This window comes from Delftia acidovorans SPH-1 (genome assembly GCF_000018665.1).
Classification (GTDB): domain Bacteria; phylum Pseudomonadota; class Gammaproteobacteria; order Burkholderiales; family Burkholderiaceae_C; genus Comamonas; species Comamonas acidovorans.
Genome location: NC_010002.1, coordinates 5328018 through 5347272 on the forward strand (window position 1 = coordinate 5328018; position 19255 = coordinate 5347272).

19 protein-coding genes are annotated in these 19255 nt (G+C 68.1%); 9 read left to right on the forward strand and 10 right to left on the reverse strand.

The genetic code is table 11. The features are described from left to right. The first annotated feature begins 7 nt into the window (after positions 1–7). The 6 genes from DACI_RS24365 to DACI_RS24390 all read left to right on the forward strand — a co-directional run bounded on the left by DACI_RS24365 (position 8) and on the right by DACI_RS24390 (position 6795). Positions 8–1090, forward strand: coding sequence for a CaiB/BaiF CoA transferase family protein (locus tag DACI_RS24365; protein WP_012206624.1), 1083 nt, complete (start codon positions 8–10; stop codon positions 1088–1090). A 9-nt stretch (positions 1091–1099) separates the two neighbouring features. After that, a complete protein-coding gene (locus DACI_RS24370; protein WP_012206625.1) occupies positions 1100–2662 on the forward strand; it encodes a long-chain-fatty-acid--CoA ligase in 1563 nt (520 codons plus the stop codon). Positions 2663–2687: 25 nt separating this feature from the next. Further along, on the forward strand, positions 2688–3836 hold the full coding sequence (locus tag DACI_RS24375; protein ID WP_012206626.1) for an acyl-CoA dehydrogenase family protein: 1149 nt from the start codon (positions 2688–2690) through the stop codon (positions 3834–3836). Positions 3837–3929: 93 nt separating this feature from the next. Continuing rightward, entirely contained in the window at positions 3930–4820 is an 891-nt protein-coding gene (locus DACI_RS24380; RefSeq protein ID WP_012206627.1) for an SDR family oxidoreductase, read from the forward strand. Positions 4821–4837: 17 nt separating this feature from the next. Next, the gene (locus DACI_RS24385; RefSeq protein WP_012206628.1) at positions 4838–5650 is read left to right on the forward strand and encodes a crotonase/enoyl-CoA hydratase family protein; all 813 of its coding nucleotides are present in this window, start codon (positions 4838–4840) and stop codon (positions 5648–5650) included. A gap of 260 nt (positions 5651–5910) precedes the next feature. Continuing rightward, positions 5911–6795: a 3'-5' exonuclease gene (locus DACI_RS24390; protein ID WP_012206629.1), complete on the forward strand. Its 885-nt coding sequence runs from the start codon at positions 5911–5913 to the stop codon at positions 6793–6795. On the opposite strand, the gene DACI_RS24395 is transcribed toward DACI_RS24390, so the two are convergent. After that, positions 6792–7970 carry a GGDEF domain-containing protein gene (locus DACI_RS24395; RefSeq protein ID WP_012206630.1) on the reverse strand — a complete coding sequence of 393 codons (1179 nt, stop codon included), beginning with the start codon at positions 7968–7970 and terminating at the stop codon, positions 6792–6794. The genes DACI_RS24390 and DACI_RS24395 overlap by 4 nt on opposite strands. A gap of 315 nt (positions 7971–8285) precedes the next feature. On the opposite strand from DACI_RS24395, the gene DACI_RS24400 reads away from it, so the two are divergent. Continuing rightward, positions 8286–9575: an O-acetylhomoserine aminocarboxypropyltransferase/cysteine synthase family protein gene (locus tag DACI_RS24400; protein ID WP_043782476.1), complete on the forward strand. Its 1290-nt coding sequence runs from the start codon at positions 8286–8288 to the stop codon at positions 9573–9575. 63 nt (positions 9576–9638) lie between these two features. On the opposite strand, the gene DACI_RS24405 is transcribed toward DACI_RS24400, so the two are convergent. From DACI_RS24405 to DACI_RS24420, 4 genes are all read right to left on the reverse strand, one after another. Further along, a complete protein-coding gene (locus tag DACI_RS24405; protein ID WP_012206632.1) occupies positions 9639–10691 on the reverse strand; it encodes a hypothetical protein in 1053 nt (350 codons plus the stop codon). 86 nt (positions 10692–10777) lie between these two features. Beyond that, positions 10778–12076, reverse strand: a complete 1299-nt coding sequence (egtB, locus tag DACI_RS24410) for an ergothioneine biosynthesis protein EgtB (RefSeq protein ID WP_043782479.1) — start codon at positions 12074–12076, stop codon at positions 10778–10780. Further along, positions 12063–13121 (reverse strand): L-histidine N(alpha)-methyltransferase, encoded by a 1059-nt coding sequence (gene egtD, locus DACI_RS24415; RefSeq protein WP_043783646.1) that lies wholly within the window; start codon positions 13119–13121, stop codon positions 12063–12065. The genes egtB and egtD overlap by 14 nt, the downstream gene beginning before the upstream one ends. A 388-nt stretch (positions 13122–13509) precedes the next feature. After that, a complete protein-coding gene (locus tag DACI_RS24420) occupies positions 13510–14124 on the reverse strand; it encodes an OmpW/AlkL family protein (RefSeq protein ID WP_012206635.1) in 615 nt (204 codons plus the stop codon). Positions 14125–14648: 524 nt separating this feature from the next. On the opposite strand from DACI_RS24420, the gene DACI_RS24425 reads away from it, so the two are divergent. Next, positions 14649–15269 (forward strand): glutathione S-transferase family protein, encoded by a 621-nt coding sequence (locus tag DACI_RS24425; protein ID WP_012206636.1) that lies wholly within the window; start codon positions 14649–14651, stop codon positions 15267–15269. Between the two features lie 36 nt (positions 15270–15305). Here the strand turns inward: DACI_RS24425 and DACI_RS24430 are convergent, their stop codons facing one another. Together DACI_RS24430 and DACI_RS24435 are read right to left on the reverse strand one after the other, a co-directional pair. Then, positions 15306–15641 carry a type II toxin-antitoxin system YafQ family toxin gene (locus DACI_RS24430; protein WP_012206637.1) on the reverse strand — a complete coding sequence of 112 codons (336 nt, stop codon included), beginning with the start codon at positions 15639–15641 and terminating at the stop codon, positions 15306–15308. After that, on the reverse strand, positions 15641–15937 hold the full coding sequence (locus DACI_RS24435; RefSeq protein WP_012206638.1) for a type II toxin-antitoxin system RelB/DinJ family antitoxin: 297 nt from the start codon (positions 15935–15937) through the stop codon (positions 15641–15643). The genes DACI_RS24430 and DACI_RS24435 overlap by 1 nt, the downstream gene beginning before the upstream one ends. A 262-nt stretch (positions 15938–16199) precedes the next feature. On the opposite strand from DACI_RS24435, the gene DACI_RS24440 reads away from it, so the two are divergent. Further along, positions 16200–16454 (forward strand): hypothetical protein, encoded by a 255-nt coding sequence (locus DACI_RS24440; protein ID WP_012206639.1) that lies wholly within the window; start codon positions 16200–16202, stop codon positions 16452–16454. A gap of 37 nt (positions 16455–16491) precedes the next feature. Here the strand turns inward: DACI_RS24440 and DACI_RS24445 are convergent, their stop codons facing one another. The 3 genes from DACI_RS24445 to DACI_RS24455 all read right to left on the reverse strand — a co-directional run bounded on the left by DACI_RS24445 (position 16492) and on the right by DACI_RS24455 (position 19224). Continuing rightward, complete coding sequence (locus DACI_RS24445; protein ID WP_012206640.1) at positions 16492–17298, reverse strand: tetratricopeptide repeat protein; 807 nt, start codon at positions 17296–17298, stop codon at positions 16492–16494. Positions 17299–17330: 32 nt separating this feature from the next. Further along, on the reverse strand, positions 17331–17939 hold the full coding sequence (locus tag DACI_RS24450) for a hypothetical protein (RefSeq protein WP_043782482.1): 609 nt from the start codon (positions 17937–17939) through the stop codon (positions 17331–17333). A 307-nt stretch (positions 17940–18246) separates the two neighbouring features. Then, positions 18247–19224 carry a DUF808 domain-containing protein gene (locus tag DACI_RS24455; protein WP_012206642.1) on the reverse strand — a complete coding sequence of 326 codons (978 nt, stop codon included), beginning with the start codon at positions 19222–19224 and terminating at the stop codon, positions 18247–18249. Positions 19225–19255 lie beyond the last annotated feature (31 nt).

Sequence of the window (19255 nt, forward strand, 5' to 3'; positions counted from 1 at the left end):
GACCTCCATGCCAGGACCGCTTGAAGGCGTGCGCGTAGTCGAGTTCGCGGGCCTGGGCCCGGGGCCGTTCTGCGCCATGCTGCTGGCCGACATGGGTGCCGAGGTGCTGCGCATCGCGCGGCCCGGCACGCCGGTCGATGCACAGGACATCACCACGCGCAGCCGCAGCCAAGTCGAGATCGACCTGCGCGGCGAGGAAGGCCAGGCCTCGGCCCTGGCGCTGATCGCACGCGCCGATCTGCTCATTGAAGGCTTTCGGCCCGGCGTGATGGAGCGCCTGGGCCTGGGCCCCGAGCCCTGCCTGGCGCGCAACCCGCGCCTGGTCTACGGCCGCATGACGGGCTGGGGCCAGCACGGGCCGCTTGCGCATGCGGCGGGGCATGACATCAACTACATCGCCATCTCCGGCGCGCTGCACGCCATCGGCCGCGCGGGCGAGGCGCCCGTGCCGCCGCTCAACTACGTGGGCGACTTCGGCGGCGGCGGCATGCTGCTGGCCGTGGGCCTGCTGGCCGCCCTGCACGAGGCCGGGCGCAGCGGCCGGGGCCAGGTCATCGATGCGGCCATGACCGATGGCACGGCCCTGCTGTCGGCCTTCATGTACGGCTTCAAGGCCAAGGGCCAGTGGAGCAACCAGCGCGGAGAGAACCTGCTGGACGGCGGCGCGCACTTCTATGACACCTATGCCTGCGCCGACGGCAAATACATCGCCATAGGCGCCATCGAACCGCAGTTCTACGCCGAGCTGCGCCAGCGCTGCGGCATACAGGACCCGCTGTTCGACGCGCAGCTGGACGCCGCACGCTGGCCCCTGCTCAAGCTGCGCCTGGCCGACGTGTTCCGCACGCGCACGCGCCAGCAGTGGTGCGAACTGCTGGAAGGCAGCGATGCCTGCTTCGCCCCCGTGCTCGACTGGGACGAGGCGCCCCAGCACGCCCACAACCGCGCGCGCGCCACGTTCACCGAGGCCGGTGGCGTGCTCCAGCCCGCGCCGGCGCCGCGCTTTTCGCGCAGCGTGCCCGAGCAGCCCCGCCCCCCGCGCGCCGCCAGCCTGCAAGACACGCTGGCCGCCTGGAATGCCCGCTCCTGAGGAAACCCCATGCCCATGTATCTCACCCAGGCCATCCACAAGGGCCGCCGCGAAAGGGCCGGCGCCACGGCGGCCATCTGCGGCGAAGAGCAGGCCAGCTGGTCGCAGCTTGCGCAGCGCATCGAACGCTGTGCCGGCCTGCTGCGGGCGCTGGACGTGGCGCCCGGCGACCGCGTCGGCATGATGGGACTGAACTCCATCCGCTACCTTGAATACTTCTATGGCTGCTGGTGGGCAGGCGCCGCGGTCAACCCCGTCAACATCCGCTGGAGCGCGCAGGAGGTGGCCTACTCGCTGGACGACTGCGACACGCGCGTGCTCTTTGTGGACGATGCCTTCGCGCCCCTGGTGCCCCGGCTGCGCGAGCTGTCCTCCAGCCTGCACACCGTGGTGTTCTGCGGCACGGGCGCCGCGCCCGAAGGCGCTCTGCACTACGAGCAATTGCTGGCCGCCGCCACGCCCTGCGCCGACGCGCTGCGCAGCGGCAACGACCTGGCCGCCGTGATGTATACGGGCGGCACCACGGGCCGGCCCAAGGGGGTGATGCTCAGCCACGACAACCTGTTCATCAACGCCCTGTCCAATGCCAGCAACGTGCCGCGCCAGCATGTGAAGGTGGGCATGGTGGTCACGCCCATGTTCCATGTGGCCGGCTGCGGCCTGGCCCTGCTCATGGCCCAGCGCCTGGTGCCCCAGGTCATCGTGCCGGCATTCGACGAGCTGGCCATCCTCGCCGGCATCCAGCAGCACGGCGTGAACGAGCTGTTCCTGGTGCCCACCATGATCCGCCGGCTGATCGAGCATCCGCGCCTGGCCGAATTCGATCTGTCCAGCCTGCGCCTCATGCTCTATGGCGCGGCGCCCATCGATGCCACCTTGCTGGAGCGCGCCATGCAGCTGCTGCCCGGAGCCGACTTCGCCCAGGCCTACGGCATGACCGAGCTGTCGCCCACCATCGTGTCCATGGGCCCGGCCGAGCACCGTCCCGGCCCGCAGCGCGAGCGCCTGCTGCGCGCGGCCGGCCGGCCCGTGACCATTGCCGAGGTGCGCATCGTCGATGGCGAGGGCCGCGAGCTGCCGCCTGGCGAGGTGGGCGAGATCACGGCGCGCGGCCCCATGGTCATGCAGGGCTACTGGAACAGGCCCGCCGAGACGGCCGCCGCGCTCAAGGACGGCTGGATGCACACGGGCGACATGGGCCGGCTGGATGCCGACGGCTACCTCTTCGTCGTGGACCGGCTCAAGGACATGATCGTCAGCGGCGGCGAGAACGTGTACTCGGCCGAGGTCGAGAACGCCATCGCCCAGCTGTCCCAGGTCGCCATGTGCGCCGTCATCGGCGTGCCCGACGAACGCTGGGGCGAGCGCGTGCACGCCGTGATCGTCGCGCGCGAGGGCCAGCCGCTGACCGAGGCCGAGGTCATCGCCCACTGCCGCGAACGCATCGCGGGCTACAAGTGCCCGCGCTCGGTGGAGTTCCGCGCCGAGCTGCCGCTGTCGGCCGCCGGCAAGCTGCAGAAATTCCAGCTGCGCGAACCCTACTGGCAGGGCCGCGAACGCCGCATCAACTGACCCCCACGAACCACCAGGCCACGCCATGCCACTGCAACTGACACGCTCCTGGAGCACCCCCGAGCTGGAAAGCCTGCGCGCCACCGCCGTGCGCTTTCTGGAAACCGAAATGCAGCCCCAGGACGAGGCCGCACGCCAGCGCGGCAACGTGGGCCATGCCATCTGGCGCCGCGCCGGAGAGCTGGGCCTGCTGTGCACCGACATCCCCGAGGACTACGGCGGCGGCGGCGGCGACTTCCGCCACGAGGCCGTGATCCACGAGGAGATGGCGCGCCGCGCCCTCTCGGGCATGAGCAACTCCGTGCACTCCATCGTGGCCCACTACCTGCTCAACCACGGCACCGAGGCGCAAAAGCGCAAGTACCTGCCCGCCATGGCGCGCGGCGAGCTGGTGGGCGCCATCGCCATGACCGAGCCCGGCGCGGGCTCGGACCTGCAGGGCGTGCGCACGCGCGCAGAACTCAGGGACGGCCGCTACCGCATCAACGGCAGCAAGACCTTCATCACCAACGGCCTGCTGGCCGGCCTGATCCTCGTGGTCTGCAAGACCGACCCGGCCCAGGGCGCGCGCGGCACCTCCATCCTCATCGTGGAGACCCGGGACTGCGCGGGCTTTCGCGTGGGCCGCGTGCTCGACAAGATGGGCATGAAGGCCCAGGACACCTCGGAGCTTTTCTTCGATGACGTGACCGTGCCGCAGGACGCGCTGCTGGGCGGGCGCGAAGGCCAGGGCTTCTACCAGCTCATGGGCGACCTGCCCTACGAGCGCCTGATCATCGGCCTGACCGCACTGGCCTGCATGGAAGGCGCCTACGAGGCCACGCTGGCCTATGTGCGCGAGCGCCGCGCCTTCGGCCAGGCCATTGCCGACATGCAGAACACCCGGTTCAAGCTCGCCGAGGTGGCCACCACGCTGACCGTGGGCCGCGCCTTCATCGACCGCTGCGTGGAGCAACTGGTGGCCGGCACGCTGGACACGGCCACGGCCTCCATGGCCAAGCTGTGGGGCTCGGAAGCGCAGGGCCGCGTGCTCGACGAACTCGTGCAACTGCATGGCGGCTACGGCTACATGAACGAATACATGGTCACCCGCATGTACGCCGATGCGCGCGTGCAGCGCATCTACGGCGGCACCAGCGAAATCATGAAGGAAGTGATCGCTCGCGCGCTCTGACGCTCTGACGCTCTGACGCTCTGATCCGCTGGCGGCGCCAAGCGCTGCCGCAGTCCCCCTATCCCTTCCCCGGCAGCACAGGAGACAGCAGCCATGACCCTCGACGACCTCATCTACAAGCCCGGCCTGCTCCAGGGCGAACGCATCCTCGTCACTGGCGGCGGCACCGGCCTGGGCCGTGTCATGGCCGAGGCCTTTCTCATGATGGGCGCCGACATCTACCTGTGCGGCCGGCGCGGCGCCGTGGTCGAGCAGACAGCGCAGGAGCTGGTGCAGCAGCACGGCGGCCGGGCCACGGGCCATGCCTGCGACGTGCGCCAGCCCGAGGCCGTGGAGCAGATGATCGAGGCCATCTGGGCCGATGGCGGCGCGCTCACGGGTCTGGTCAACAACGCGGCCGGCAACTTCGTCAGCCGCACCGAGGACCTGTCCATGCGCGCCTTCGACGCCGTGGCCAACATCGTCATGCGCGGCAGCTTCAACCTCACGCTGGAGTGCGGCCGCCGCTGGCTGGCCGAGGGCCGCAAGGCCAGCGTGCTGTCCATCCTCACCACCTGGGTCTGGAACGGCTCGGCCTTCACCGTGCCCTCGGCCATGGCCAAGTCGGGCGTGCATGCCATGACGCAGTCGCTGGCCGTGGAATGGGGCAACCGGGGCATACGCTTCAACGCCATCGCGCCGGGCCTGTTCCCCACCGAAGGCATGAGCGCGCGGCTGAACCCGCAGGGCGGCGAGCATGTGCGTGCCGACAACCCCATGGGCCGCAACGGCCGCATGCCCGAGCTGGCCAACCTGGCCGTCTTCCTCATGAGCCGCCAGGCCGAGTACCTGACGGGACAGACCATCGCCATAGACGGCGGACAATACCAGGCGACGGGCGGCAACTTCGCCGGGCTGGCCAGCTGGAGCGACCAGGACTGGGCGAATGCGCGCAGCGCCATCGAATCGCGCAACGCGGCCGACCGCCAGCAAAGAACCGCATAGACACAAGGAGACAAGCCATGAGCCAAGAACGCGTGCGCATATCGGTGGACCACGGCGTGGCCGAGGTGACCCTGGCCCGGCCCGACAAGATGAATGCGCTGGACCCCGCCATGTTCGACGCCCTGATCGACGCATTGGCGCGGCTGCGGGACACGCCCGGGTTGCGCGCCGTGGTGCTGCATGGCGAAGGGCGCGCCTTCTGCGCGGGCCTGGACATGGGCAGCATGGCCGGCATTGCCGACGGCCAGCAGACGGCGGAGATGACGGACCTGGCCGCACGCACGCACGGCATGGCCAACCGCTTCCAGCAGATCTGCTGGGGCTGGCGCGAACTGCCCGTGCCCGTGATCGCCGCCGTGCACGGCGTGGCCTACGGCGGCGGCCTGCAGCTGGCGCTGGGTGCGGACATCCGCCTGGTGGCCGATGATGCGCGGCTGTCCATCATGGAAATCAAGTGGGGACTGGTGCCCGACATGGCCGGCTGCGCGCTGGCCGCGCCGCTGGTGCGCGGCGATGTACTGCGCGAACTGGTCTACACCGGCCGCATCGTGCCCGGCCCCGAGGCCGTGGCCCTGGGCCTGGCCACGCGCGTGAGCGCTGCACCGCTGGAGGAAGCGCGCCACCTGGCCCGCCAGATCGCGGCCAGCAGCCCGCACGCCATACGCGCATCCAAGCGCCTGATGCAGCTCAGCGAAACCGCCTCTCCCGCAGACATCCTGCTGGCCGAGGCGCAGGAGCAGCAGGCCCTGCTGGGCAGCCCCAACCAGGCCGAGGCCGTGCGCGCCGGCCTGGAAAAGCGGGTGCCGGTCTTCAACGATCAAGGCCTTTAGACACCTTTTGAAACAGCCACCGGACCCTGCATCGGGGTCCGGCGCAGCCATCCGCAAATACCCTTATTCGATGCCCTTTCGCCACTGCGCTGATTTTTTAGGCATTCCGTGGAAAGCCTTGCAGGGCGCGGATTCGGCAAGTTACACCCGGAGTTTTCCACAACTCCGTCCACACGCACCGGGGATAAAAACCCGGTGCCTGAGGGGCATGCAAGTGCAGGCATACTTGACGGCTTGCCTCGGCTTCCCCCTCTTTTCCCATGCCCCGCCTGCACGCTCCCAGCAAGGATGACAGCCGCCTGCTGCCGCCTTTTGCCGCCCTGCCCGAGCGCTGCATCCACGTGCCCGCCACCGACGCCGAATTCGCGGCCGCACGCGCCGCGCTGATGGCGGCTCCCGTGCTCGGTTTCGATACCGAGAGCAAGCCGCTGTTCCACGCCCACCAGACCGACACCGGCCCCCATGTGGTGCAGTTGGCCACCTGCGACCAGGCCTGGCTGCTGCAGCTGCACCATGCGCAGGCACGCGCGCTTGCGGCCGACGTGCTGGCCAGCGAGTCCATCTGCAAGGCCGGTTTCGGCCTGGACCATGACCGCAGCGCGCTGCCCGGGCGCCTGGGTGTTGCGCTGCACAACGTGATCGACCTGGACCGCGTGTTCAAGCGCCACGGCTATGCCAGCTCGGTAGGCGTGCGCGCGGCCGTGGCCCTGGTGCTGGGGCAGAACTTCCACAAGTCCAAGAAGATCTCCACCTCCAACTGGGCTGCACCGCAGCTGAGCCTGGCCCAGCGCCACTACGCGGCCAACGACGCCCACGGCGCCGCCATGGTGCATGCCGCCCTGCCCGCCTGGGAACAGCGCCAACCGGCCGTGGCCGAACGCCCCGCAAGGCCCGCCAGGCCTGCGCCTGAACCCCGCGGCCCCGGCAGCTCCAGCGGCCCGCGGGGACCACGCAGGCACCACGCGCCACGCGAGCAGGACGCACCGCGCGAGCCGCATGTGTCGCACGAGCAGCATGTGTCACACGAGCCGCATGAGCCACATGCACCGCGCGAGTCCAGCGCCCCACGCTCATCGCCACGCCCTTCCCGCACCCCACGCCTGCTGCAGGCGCCGGTCACACCGGGCAAGCCAAGCCCTGGCTAGGCATCTTCCTCTTGCGGCACCAGCCGCACCCGGTCGCGGCCTGCGCGCTTGGCCTCGTAGAGCATGGCGTCGGCACGCGCCAGCGCCTGCTCCAGCGTCTGGCCCTGGGCCATCCAGGCCACGCCAAAGCTGGCCGTGATGCGTATGTCGTCGGGCAGCGCGCTGAAGCCCATCAGGCGCAGCTGGGTCTGGATGCGCCGGGTGATCCATTGCGCGGCCAGCGGGTCGGCGTGCGGCAGCAGGGCCACGAACTCCTCCCCGCCAAAGCGTGCAACCAGGTCCTGCTGGCGTGTGCTGCGCAGCAGCAGGCGCGCAAAGCGCTGCAGCACCTCGTCGCCCGCCGCATGGCCCCAGCCGTCGTTGACCCGCTTGAAATGGTCCAGGTCGCACACCAGTACGGCGGCCGACAGCTGCGGCTGCTCGGCCAGCCGGCGCTGCACGGCCTCCTTGAAGGCGCGCCGGTTCAGCAGACCGGTCAGCGGATCGCGGTCGCGCTCCTCGTGAAGCTCCTGCACGGTGTCGCGCACCGCTGCGGCCAGGAAGAGCATGGCAAACAGCAGGCCGAACACCAGCAGGCTCAACTGCAGCGCCATCCACGAGGAAGAAATGCCCAGCCATTCCCCGGCTGCGCTGGCCGATACCGAAGCAGCACGCGGCGTCACCCACAGCGTGCGGACGAAAAAGCTCAGCGCAAAGACCACGAACACCCACAGCAGCAGCCGGTCCCAGCCTGTGCAGGGATGCCTGCGTGGCAGCCGCCACAGCGGCAGGGCCAGCTGCAGGCCCAGGCCGAAATTGAGCACATGCTGGCGCGCCTGGGCATCGGGCACGGCCCAGGCGTAGTAGCCCAGCGCCACCAGCACCGCGCCGCCAAAGACGGCCGCCAGCGGTGCATCCGGGCGCACGCCCTGGCGTATGGCCATGGCCTCGGTGATGAACCAGGCCGCGCACAGTTGCAGCGCGGCCGTCGTCAATGCATTGACGGGAACGGCCGCAGGCCGCTCCAGGATCTGCAGCAGCAGCGCCAGGCTGAAGCCGGTGAAGGCGAAGGACATGCTGCGCAACTCGCGCCGGGCACGCAGATGCCGCCAGCAGACATAGAAACAGCCGGCCAGCAGCAAGGTGCACAGGGGCACCGCCAGCGCCAGAAGATGTCTTGCTGTCAACGTCACCATCAACTCCCTGATGGAGTCTAGCGATCAGGTCACGTTACAACACATCGTTAACAAAAATACACATTCACTCACGGTTCTGGCAATGGCAGGCTGGGCATATCTGCGCGTGGCAGAGGCGCAACCGGGCTGCGGCGTATATGTTCGTAACCAACGCATCGTTGGGCACCGGAGGCCGGCACGCCACAATGCCAACCGTCCTCCGCTAGTAAAACCTCAGGACTTACGCAAACACGACGCGGGAACGCGCCGCTCCCCATGGCAAATGGCCCGCCCGTGCCCTTCTTGCGTAAGCCGTCACCAGAAAGGCAATCTTCCATGCGCATCGAAACCCTGGCCGTCCACGCCGGCTACTCGCCCGACCCCACCACCAAGTCGGCCGCCGTGCCCATCTACCAGACCGTGGCCTACGCCTTCGACAGTGCCCAGCATGGCGCCGACCTGTTCGACCTCAAGGTGGCCGGCAACATCTACACGCGCATCATGAACCCCACCACCGACGTGCTGGAAAAGCGCGTCGCGGCGCTGGAAGGCGGCATTGCCGCCGTGGCCGTGGCCTCGGGCATGGCCGCCATCACCTATGCCATCCAGGCGATTGCCGAGGCCGGCGACAACATCGTCTCGGCCAGCACGCTCTACGGCGGCACCTACAACCTGTTCGCCCACACCTTCCCGCAGCAGGGCATCACCGTGCGCTTTGCCGATCCGCGCGACCCGGCCAGCTTCGCCCAGCACATCGATGAGAAGACCAAGGCCATCTTCATCGAGTCCATCGGCAACCCGCTGGGCAATGTCACCGACATCCGCGCGCTGGCCGACGTGGCCCACGCCCATGGCGTGCCGCTGATCGTGGACAACACGGTGCCCAGCCCCTATCTGCTGCGCCCCATCGAGCACGGCGCCGACATCGTCGTGCACTCGCTGACCAAGTACCTGGGCGGCCACGGCAACAGCGTGGGCGGCGCCGTCGTGGACAGCGGCAAGTTCCCCTGGGCCGAGCACAAGACACGCTTCAAGCGCCTGAACGAGCCCGATGTCAGCTACCACGGCGTGGTCTACACCGAGGCCCTGGGCGAGGCCGCCTACATCGGCCGCGTGCGCGTGGTGCCGCTGCGCAATACCGGCGCCGCGCTGTCGCCGCACAACGCCTTCCTCATCCTGCAGGGCATCGAGACGCTGGCCCTGCGCATGGACCGCATCTGCGAGAACACCCAGAAGATCGCCGAGACGCTGCAAAAGCATCCCAAGATCGAATGGGTGCGCTACGCCGGCCTGCAGGACCACCCCGACCACGCCCTGGTGAAAAAGCAGCTGGGCGGCCGCGCCTCGGGCATCCTCTCCTTCAGCCTCAGGAACGGCAGCGGCGACAGCGACACGCGCGCCGCCGGTGCGCGCTTCCTGGATGCGCTGCAGCTGTTCACGCGCCTGGTCAACATCGGCGACGCCAAGTCCCTGGCCACGCACCCGGCATCGACCACGCACCGCCAGCTGGACGCCGAGGAGCTTGCCAAGGCCGGCGTGACCGAAGGCATGGTGCGCCTGTCCGTGGGCATCGAGCACATCAGCGACCTGCTGGCCGACCTGGAGCAGGCGCTGGCCAAGGTCTGATTCCCGCGCAAGGGCGGGCCGGACTGCGCGGCGGCCCGGCCCTTGCAGGCAGGCACTGGCCTGTCAGCGCCGCTTGGCGCGCTCCCGCACTTGCTGCGAGGAGTAGAAGATCAGCGGATCGGGAGTGCGCTGCGGGTTGGCGCAGGGCTCGATGGCATGGCCCTTGGGCGGGGCGCAGCGGGCCAGGTCGCGCAACTGGGCCTGGGTGCGTTCGGCGTGGCGCGCGGCGGTCTCGCCTGCGGACGGGCGGCTGCCGGGCACGATGAGGCGCAGCTCCATCTTGCGGATGGCAGGCTCCACGGCATAGGTGCCCTGGTACTGCATCACCACGCGGCGCTCGGCCAGGTCCACCGTGGCCAGCACGGCGCGCATGGGCACGGGAATCATGGCGCCCGACTGGTAGCGCACCAGCACGAAGGGCGCAAAGGGCTTGGGAATCTTCAGCTCCAGTGTCTGGCCCTTGCCGCCGCGCGCATCGGCGCGCACGCGCAGCTGCCCGCCGTCGGGCAGGTAGCGGTCCAGCCGCCAGCCCGTGGATACACGCTGCGCACCCACGCAGGGCGCGTAGTAGTACTCGGTGGCGTCGGCATCCTTGCCGGTGTAGAGCATCTGGGCACCTTCATGCTCGGTGAGCGCCTTGGCGGCCACGTCCGCACCATCGGCCCTGGCGCCAACCAGCGTGCCGCCGCGCACGAACACGCCCGTGTACGGGAACCAGGTGGTGCGCTGGTTGGCCACGGCGCCATAGGGCTTGCATTCGGTGGACATGCTCTGGTCCTGCATGTCGGCCTGGGGCGCCATGGGCTCGCCGCCGTGGCCGCCGCCCTGGTCGGCCAGGCTCAGGCGGCCATCGGCCTCGATGGTGAACGTGGCCTTGGCCACCATGGAGTAGTAGCGGCCGGCAGCGTCTTCGCCGATCAGCAGCAGGCTGGGCAGGGGCGTGAGGTTGGCGACCTCGGGTTCGGCGTGCGGCGCATCGGCCGGGGCCTTGGCGGGCACCTCGGGCCGGGGCTGGTCCTGTGGCTGGCTGGGCGCCGGTGCCTGGGGCGGCGCAGTGGCGCAGCCGGCAAGGACCAGGGACAGCGGCATGGCAAGAACAAGCGAACGCAACAACATGGAACTCCCTCGGATCATTGAGGCCGACGATGCTACTGCATGCGCCGGCGCGCGATGCAATGCCAGGCAACGCGGCACAGGCAGGCTCAGGCCAGATCCCTTGCCAGCCGCAGGCCGGTCATCTGCCAGCGCGCCTGGGTGGGGAAGAAATTGCGGTAGCTGGCGCGCGCATGGCCGGGCGGAGTGAGGCAGGAGCCGCCACGCAGCACGTACTGGTTGACCATGAACTTACCGTTGTATTCGCCCACCGCGCCCTCGGCCACCACAAAGCCCGGGTAGGCGGTGTAGGCCGACTGGGTCCACTCCCAGACCTCGCCCAGCGCATGGCTGCCGGGCTGCATGGCGCACGGGTGCACGGGGCCGGGCGGCTCGCCGTGCTGCGGGCGCTGCGCCATCTGCGCGGCAAGGGCCGCCTCCCATTCCGCCTCGGTGGGCAGGCGCGCGCCAGCCCAGCGCGCATAGGCATCGGCCTCGAAGTACGAGAGGTGGCAGACGGGCCTGCGCCCGTCCAGGGCCAGCGCGCCATGCAGGCTGAATTCCTGCCACATGCCGTCCATCACGCCGCCGGCCTGGCGCCGCCAGTACCACGGGTGCTCCAGCTGCTGCGCGCAGCGCCAGTCCCAGCCTTCGGCCAGCCACCACTGCGGCTGGGCATAGCCGCCATCCTTGACGAAGCGCAGGAACTCGGCATTGCTCACGGGCCGCTGCGCCATCTCGCAGCCCTGCAGGAACACCTCGTGGCGCGGGCGCTCGTTGTCGAAGGCAAAGCCCTCCCCCGCATGGCCCACGGCATGCATGCCGCGCGGCACGGTCAGCCACTGCAGCGGCGGGGGCAGTCCATCGGGCTCTTGCGGCGCAGGCGCGCCCTCTTCCTGCGCCCGGTACGCAGGCCACAGCGGGTGGCAGGACAGCAGGTGCTTGATGTCGGTCAGCAGCAGTTCCTGGTGCTGCTGCTCATGCTGCAGGCCCAGCTCCAGCAGCGCGGCCAGCCGTGCAGGCGGCTGCGTGCCCCAGTCCTCGAACATCTGCAGCATGCGCTGGTCCACGGCCTCGCGGTAGGCCAGCACCCGCGCCAGCGAGGGGCGCGTCAGCAGCCCGCGCTGGGCACGCGGATGCCGCTCGCCCACCTGCTGGTAGTAGGAGTTGAACAGCACGCGAAAGTCGGCATCGAAGGGCGGCACGCCGGGCGCGTGCTCGGCCAGCACAAAGGTCTCGAAGAACCAGGTGGTATGCGCCAGATGCCATTTGGCCGGGCTGGCGTCTGGCATGGACTGCACGCAGGCATCCTCGGCCGACAGGGGTGCGGCCAGCAGCACGGTGCTCTGGCGCACGGCCTCGTAGCGCTGCACCCAGCGGAAGACGGCGGGCATTTCACGCATGGGCATGGATCACGGCAAACCACTGGCGCTCATCCGTCCAGACCTGGCAGGGCCCGAAGCCCGCGCAGGCGAGCATGCCCAGGAATTCGGGCAGCGGGTACTTGTAGCTGTTTTCGGTGTGGATGGTCTCGCCGGCCGAGAAATGCCGCAGCCCCTGCGGCCAGCCCACGATCAGCGGGCGGCGCGCGCGCAGGTGCATCTCGATGCGCGAATGCTCGGCGTTGAAGAAGGCCACATGCTCCCAGTCGTCCGGGTTGAAGTCGCTGCCCAGCAGGCTGTTGACGTGGCTGAGCAGGTTCAGGTTGAAGCGCGCCGTCACGCCCTGGGCATCGTCATAGGCGGGCTCCAGCCATTGCGTGGACTTGGGCAGGTCTATGCCGATCAGCAGGCCGCCGTCGTCGTTGACCATGGCACGCATCTGGCCCAGCATGCGCTGGGCCTGTACCGGGTCGAAATTGCCGATGGACGAACCCGGATAGAACAGCAGCCGCCCGGCCTGCGGGATATGGGGCGGCAGGGTCAGCGGCTCGGTGATGTCGGCCGTGACGGCATGGGTCTGCAGCTGCGGAAACTCCTCGGCCAGCCGCCGCACGGACTGGCGCAGGAACGCGCCCGCAATGTCCACGCCCACGAAATGCCGTGGCCGCAGGCTGCGGCACAGGCCGCGCACCTTCTCGCAATTGCCGGCGCCCAGCTCGATCAGCACCTCGCTGCCGCGCAGGGCCTCGGCCATGGCGGCGCCAGAGTCGGCCAGGATGGCGGCCTCGGTGCGCGTGGGGTAGTACTCGGGCAGCCGCGTGATCTGCTCGAACAGGTCGCAGCCGCGCGCGTCGTAGAGGTATTTGGGAGAGACCTGGGCCTGGGGCTGCATCAGCCCGTGCTGCAGCTCGGCGCGGGTCGCGCGCAGTGCGTGGTCCGCCCATTCCGGGGCCGCCTCGCGCCTGCCGCCTTCGGCGGGCGCACGCGGCGCCGAAGGCAAAGGCAGCGGCACGCGCTGGGCGCGCGATGCCAGGGCAGAGGAAGACACGGTCGAATCGTGGGCAGACAGCATGGTGGGGGCCTCGCGTTGTGCGCCGCCCGCCGCAGCATGGTGAATGCCGCATCCCGGCTTGCAGCAGGGCGCGGTCGCCACGGGGCGGACAGCCAATGGTGACTGACGCCTGCAAACGGCAAGCGAGCCTCGCAAGACTCGCACCGGCAGGCCGAGGCACCAGCCTAGGCGCCTGCCCATGGCATGCGGGTAGGACAGTTTCCCCCGCGCGTGATTTTTTCGTGACCTGTCCGGTGGTGCACCGCAGCATGTCCGCAGCAGGCGAAAGCGCCGGTTCGGACGAAAAAAATCCGGTATGCCGCGAACGGCATACCGGACCAAGTACCCATCCTTGCCTCACTACGCGCTGCCGGATGAAGCAGCGCGTGCCTCACTCATGATCCGGAGATCAGAAGCGATAGCCCAGTCCCACACCGACCAGCACCGGGTTCACCTTGAAGGTGCCCACCTTGGTGCCGGCGGAGCTCACGTCCGTTTCAATGAAGACCTTCTTCACGTCGAAATTCAGCGACCAGTTCTTGTCCAGCGCGTAGTCGAAACCGATCTGCAGCGCGCCGCCGAAACTGTTCTTCTTGATCGAGGGGTTCAGCGCGGCCTGCACGGCAGGGTCGAAGCTCACGCTCGAAAAGCGGGTGTAGTTCACACCGGCGCCGACGTAGGGCTTGAAGGCGCCGAAATTGGTGAAGTGGTATTGCGCCAGCAGCGTGGGCGGCAGGTGCTTGAGGCTGCCGATCTGGCCCAGGCCGTTGGCACGCAGGTCGTGCTTTTGCGGGTAGGTCAGCACCAGCTCGGCCGCGATGTTGGGCGTGAAGAAGTAGGACACATCCAGTTCGGGCATCCACTTGTTGTTGATCGACAGACCCAGACCCGTGCTGTCCTTGTTGGCGCTGTCCAGATTCACGGCGCGCACGCGCACCATCCAGGGGCCTTCGGCCTGCTGCGCAAACGCGGCACCCGACGACAGGGCGCAAACGGCAGCAACGGCGAGCAGAGTTCTTTTCATGATGGAGAGTCTTGGAGTAGCCCGGGGCAAATCCCGTAGCTGTATTGCATCAGGGGCGGACGTGGCCGATCTTGTCCTAGCTCAAACCCGAAGGTGCGCAGCCCCGCATGGCCGGATCGCGTTGGATGCATGCAACGCATTGCGCGGCGGGCCAGCGGCAACCGATTCGAGCTGCCTGGCTTGAGGTTTGAGCTGCGAGGTCGTGGCTGCATTGGTTGATTGACTACGTCCTCGCTGGACGCATGCTGTTTCACCTCGGCGATGCCCTGGACATCACGCCGTCTGCATTGATCAAGGATGTGGAAAAGCGCCTGAAGGTGATCGGACAGGGCAGTGACCCGGCCGGCGATTGACGGCTCCTTTCGACAGGACAGGAAGCCGGGCGCTGGAACACCGGGTCGGCATAAGCAAAGACGCAGATGCCGCTTGCACGGCCGTGCGATACGCACTAAGTTGGAGGGCCGGCCCGGCCATCGGCGCCGGCTGCAGAATCTGCACGTATCCCATTCCTGCCCGTCTCTTTCATGACCACCCTCAAGCTCTACTACGCGCCCGGCACCTGCGCCCTGGCCACCCGCATCGCCCTGATCGAAGCCAATGCGCCGCACGAAGTCATCAAGCTCGACTTCCCCAAGGGCGAGCAGCGCAGCCCCGAATACCTGGCCATCAATCCCAAGGGCCGCGTGCCCGCCCTGGTGACCGAGCGCGGCGTGCTCACCGAAACACCGGCACTGCTGGCCTACGTCGCGCGCCGCTTCCCCGAGGCCCGGCTCGCCCCGCTGGACGATGCGTATGCCTTTGCCCATATGCAGGATTTCCACAGCTACCTGTCCTCCACCGTGCACGTGGCCCACGCCCACGGCCGCCGCGCAGGCCGCTGGGCCGATGACGAAGCGGCCATTGCCTCCATGCAGCGCAAGGTGGCAGCCAACATGGCCGAATGCTTTGGCGTGATCGAGCGCCATTACCTGGGCGATGCGCCCTGGGTGCTGGGCGCCGACTATTCCGTGGCCGACGCCTATCTGTTCACCATTGCCGGCTGGCTGGAAGGCGACGGAGTGGACATCGCCGGCTTCCCCAAGGTGCAGGCGCATTTCAAGCGCATGGGCGAGCGCGCTGCCGTGCGCGGGGCGCTGGGGAGCTGAGAGGGGGAGGCTGCCCGCGGCCTGCGATGGCCGCTCTCAGCCAAACAGATCGCTGTGGGTTCCAAGGCGCTTGAAGATGACGATCTCCATGTCCTTGGCTTCGGGATGCGGATCAATGCGATAGATCAGCAGGAAGTCGCCCCCCAGATGAATATCCCGATCGCCCGCGTCCCATTCATCGTCGGCGATCAAGGCGTGATCGCTCCACTGTGCCGACAGCACCTGCTGCGCCGTGTGGGCGATGAGCAGGCCGCCGACCTGGTTCACCAGTGTCATGTCGTAGCGGCCTGATGCCGCCATGCGCTGGTAGTCCTTCTTGAAGGTCTTGGTGTACGCGATGGTGCGCAGCCTGTAGCCCTTCTTGCCGGCCATCAGGCTTCATCCTTTTCCATGGCCTGCAGCATGGCTTCAACAGAGGCATGTCCAGGTTCACCGCCTCTGGCGATTTCTCTCGCCTCCAAAGTGGCCTGCCGGTTTGTCTCGCGACGCAGCCGCATCGCCTGCACCTGCTCCGCCGTCAGCCGCAGGTCAAAGGGAATGCCGTTGTGCAGCACAACGCCCTGCAGAAACATGCGCACGGCGGCGTTCACATCCATGCCCAGCGTAGAAAGTATGTCAGCAGCGCTGTCGTAGATCTTGTCATCCACGGTGGTGCGAACGATGGTCATATCTCGCTCCTTCAAGGTCAGTTAGCGACATATTCTAGGCAATCTCAAATCAACTGTTGCTTCAATCTTCCACACGCATTCACTAGCAAAAACAAAAACCCAGACAGCCATTCGTAAATTTCCCTTGGCAGTCCACCAAGCCCCGGGCCTCTACCGCCGCCCCCAAAGCTTGCCTACAGTCGCCAGGACAGGCAGGGGCGTTGCACAAGGCGGCGCCTTCTCGCCATTCCAGAAACGACGGATTCAGACGACAGGGTGGAGCATGCAAAGACAAGCCAGGGTGATTGCCATCAACAACCAGACGGGGCTCATCGGCCTGCAGCCGGAGGGAGAGGACAGCTGCGTGCTGGCGCAGCAGCTCGATACCCGCCCCGTGAATACGGGCCAGATGCTGTCAGGGGAGATGGACAGCGTGGGCATGGAGACGTTTGTGAACGCGCAGACGCAGGACCGCATCGAGGTCTTTGTGGAGGCCTACGGGTTGTCTGCGGAGGCCGTGGAGCTCGCCCTGCGCTGAGCTGGCTGCAGGGCGGGTGAAGGTGCAGGTGCCAGCGTCAAGGCCGCGCCCACTGCGCCAGCGTGTGCCGCGCCAGGGCCTCGACATCCAGCGGCGACTGCGGGTCTACCGCAAGCTCTCCCAGCATCACCATGGCCTCTGGGATCTGGTTGCGTTCGCGCAGCACCATGGCCTTGTTCAGAAGCAGAAAGCCGCGGGTCTCGGCATCGGGGTCGGCCTTCAGGCCGCTGTCCAGCAGGGCGAGACGTTTTGCGGGGTCGTCCTCCAGATGAGCGGCCGTCTTCCAGGCGGGAGCGAAGCCGGGCGTCTCGCGGGTCATGGCCAAGGCGGCCTGGCGCGTCTTGTCGCGGTCGGTTTCCCATTCCAGGGCAAGGTAGCGCAGGTAGGTGCCTTGGGGGAGCTTGCCGTCACGCTCCATGCGCAGGCTGTGCACGGCCGTCTTGGCGGTGAAGAAGCCCCTGGGCGCCAGTGCATCCACGCGCCGGTAACGACGATAGGCCGCGCCAAAGTCCTTTTGCAGCAGGTAGGTGAATGCAGCGTCGTAGACGGGATAGGGCCAGCGGGGCGCCAGCTTCGAGGCGGTCTCGAAATGTGCCAGGGCGGCGCGGTAATCGCCGTTCTGCCCTGCAGCGCGGCCCAAGGCATGGGCATCGCGCGCGGCCTGGCTGACGGGTGTGGCGGAGGGCAGCTCCCAGCTGAAGCGGCCATCGGCCTTGTCCAGGTCGCTGCGCCTGAGCACGCGGCCGGCGCTGTCCTTGAACACGATGTCGTCGGCCGCCAGGGCAGGCGCCGGCGCCAGCAGTTGCAATGCCACAGCCGCGGCAGCAAGCAAGGAGAACTTCATGGTGTATCGGGCCTTGTTGGGAAGCCCCGATATTAGGGCGCAGCCCCTGTGGTGCTGACGGCAGGCAGGGATTCCACTGCGCAGGCAGGCGGGGCAGGCCGGCTCCTGGCCCGGCCGCGCTTGCGGGCCAGGTGATTCATTTGCCATTCCAGCGATTCGGTGTCGAAGTCGAAGGCGTCGAGCAAGGCAATGGCCTTTCTGGCCTCCCTGAAGTCGATGTCCGTGATGGGCGGGCCATGCATCAGCGACAGGTCATGCTTGAGCAGCCACTCCTGCAGATCGGCCAGGGCGATGATGGAGACGCCCTGGTTGATGAGCTGTGACGCGCTGACCTGCGCGAGCACGGCCGGCGTCAGTTGCCTGGACGAGCGCAGGCCCAGCATCTGCTTGAGCTTGGCCACCAGCGGCGTGCGCAGCTCGAACTGGGGCAGGCTCTCGAAGTGGGCCAGGGATTCGAGGTACAGCTGCGGCTCCGCGTGGATGGCGGCCAGGTCGTTGGGCAGATGCAGCAGCTCGCAGATGCGGTTGAGCGCCGTGCGCGCGCGCTCGGTGCTGAGTTTCTCGGCCCTGCCCGCTTGCGCGAGCGTGCAGCCGGCGATGACGGACCGCAGCACGCGGGCCTTGGTGAGGTTGGAAATCATGGAGTCCCCCTGATGAACACCCAGGGACCGGTGCGGATGCGAATTCAGCCGCCCGGTCCCGACAACAGCTCCGCTGCGGCCATGTGCCGTTCCCGGAGCCTCGGCGGCCGGCAGGCGCAAACGCATTGCGCCGCCGCCAAGGGACAGGAGGACGCCTGGCCTTGCGGAGTTCCAGGGGAAATGCACGTGCTTGCGCCCACAGTCAAATGCGATGCGCCAAAGCGAAAATTCCATGCAAACGGGGGCCGTCCGGCCCCCGTGGCGTGCCTTGCCGGCTGCAGGGCCGGCCGGCGATGTTTGCCGCGACTCAGCGGCGGCGCAGGCGCTTGATGCCTTCGACAGCCGCCAGCACGATGGCACCGGCCACGATGCCGGCCACCGCGTTGAGCACATTGACGGCCAGCACCCGCCACAGGCCGCCCAGCGCGCCCTGGGCCACGGCCTCGCCCAGGCCCTCCACGGCGTGGTGCAGCGCAGGCACGCCGTGCACGAGGATGCCGCCACCCACCAGGAACATGGCGGCCGTGCCCGCAACGGACAGCCCCTTCATCAGCCAGGGTGCGGCGGCGACGATGCCCCGGCCCAGCGCGCGGGCCGCGGCGCTGGCACGCTGGCCCAGCCACAGTCCCAGGTCATCGAGCTTGACGATGCCGGCCACCAGGCCATAGACGCCCACGGTCATGATGAGGGCAATGCCCGCCAGCACGGCGACCTGCTGCCCGAACGGCGCCGAGGCCACGGTGCCCAGCGTGATGGCGATGATCTCGGCCGAGAGGATGAAGTCGGTGCGCACGGCGCCCTTGATCTTGTCCTTTTCCATGGCGACGAGATCGACACCCGCATCAGCATTGGCCTGGGTCAGGCGCTCGCGCTCCACGGCATCTTCCTCGGGCGAATGCAGGAATTTGTGGGCCAGCTTCTCGCAACCCTCAAAGCACAGAAAGGCGCCGCCGACCATGAGCAGCGGCGTGACAGCCCAGGGAATGAAGGCGCTGATGAGCAGCGCCGCCGGCACCAGGATGGCCTTGTTGATCAGCGAGCCCTTGGCCACGGCCCAGACCACGGGAATCTCGCGCTCGGCCCGCACGCCCGTGACCTGCTGGGCGTTCAGGGCCAGGTCATCGCCCAGCACGCCGGCCGTCTTCTGTGCGGCCACCTTGGTCATGACGGACACATCGTCGGCCATGGCCACGCTCTTGCGTGCTGCCACCTTGGTCATGAGGGCCACGTCGTCCAGGATCGCTGCAATATCGTCCAGCAGCATCAGCAAACCAGCACCAGCCATCGCATTACTCCAGTGAATTGTTCGGGGAACT

Excerpts from the sequence above, each read along its gene's own strand:
- DACI_RS24365 (WP_012206624.1), top strand. The coding sequence starts at position 8 with ATGCCAGGACCGCTTGAAGGCGTGCGCGTAGTCGAGTTCGCGGGCCTG.
- DACI_RS24370 (WP_012206625.1), top strand. The coding sequence starts at position 1,100 with ATGCCCATGTATCTCACCCAGGCCATCCACAAGGGCCGCCGCGAAAGG.
- DACI_RS24375 (WP_012206626.1), top strand. The coding sequence starts at position 2,688 with ATGCCACTGCAACTGACACGCTCCTGGAGCACCCCCGAGCTGGAAAGC.
- DACI_RS24380 (WP_012206627.1), top strand. The coding sequence starts at position 3,930 with ATGACCCTCGACGACCTCATCTACAAGCCCGGCCTGCTCCAGGGCGAA.
- DACI_RS24385 (WP_012206628.1), top strand. The coding sequence starts at position 4,838 with ATGAGCCAAGAACGCGTGCGCATATCGGTGGACCACGGCGTGGCCGAG.
- DACI_RS24390 (WP_012206629.1), top strand. The coding sequence starts at position 5,911 with ATGCCCCGCCTGCACGCTCCCAGCAAGGATGACAGCCGCCTGCTGCCG.
- DACI_RS24395 (WP_012206630.1), bottom strand. The coding sequence starts at position 7,970 with ATGGTGACGTTGACAGCAAGACATCTTCTGGCGCTGGCGGTGCCCCTG.
- DACI_RS24400 (WP_043782476.1), top strand. The coding sequence starts at position 8,286 with ATGCGCATCGAAACCCTGGCCGTCCACGCCGGCTACTCGCCCGACCCC.
- DACI_RS24405 (WP_012206632.1), bottom strand. The coding sequence starts at position 10,691 with ATGTTGTTGCGTTCGCTTGTTCTTGCCATGCCGCTGTCCCTGGTCCTT.
- egtB (WP_043782479.1), bottom strand. The coding sequence starts at position 12,076 with ATGCCCATGCGTGAAATGCCCGCCGTCTTCCGCTGGGTGCAGCGCTAC.
- egtD (WP_043783646.1), bottom strand. The coding sequence starts at position 13,121 with ATGCTGTCTGCCCACGATTCGACCGTGTCTTCCTCTGCCCTGGCATCG.
- DACI_RS24420 (WP_012206635.1), bottom strand. The coding sequence starts at position 14,124 with ATGAAAAGAACTCTGCTCGCCGTTGCTGCCGTTTGCGCCCTGTCGTCG.
- DACI_RS24425 (WP_012206636.1), top strand. The coding sequence starts at position 14,649 with ATGACCACCCTCAAGCTCTACTACGCGCCCGGCACCTGCGCCCTGGCC.
- DACI_RS24430 (WP_012206637.1), bottom strand. The coding sequence starts at position 15,641 with ATGGCCGGCAAGAAGGGCTACAGGCTGCGCACCATCGCGTACACCAAG.
- DACI_RS24435 (WP_012206638.1), bottom strand. The coding sequence starts at position 15,937 with ATGACCATCGTTCGCACCACCGTGGATGACAAGATCTACGACAGCGCT.
- DACI_RS24440 (WP_012206639.1), top strand. The coding sequence starts at position 16,200 with ATGCAAAGACAAGCCAGGGTGATTGCCATCAACAACCAGACGGGGCTC.
- DACI_RS24445 (WP_012206640.1), bottom strand. The coding sequence starts at position 17,298 with ATGAAGTTCTCCTTGCTTGCTGCCGCGGCTGTGGCATTGCAACTGCTG.
- DACI_RS24450 (WP_043782482.1), bottom strand. The coding sequence starts at position 17,939 with ATGATTTCCAACCTCACCAAGGCCCGCGTGCTGCGGTCCGTCATCGCC.
- DACI_RS24455 (WP_012206642.1), bottom strand. The coding sequence starts at position 19,224 with ATGGCTGGTGCTGGTTTGCTGATGCTGCTGGACGATATTGCAGCGATC.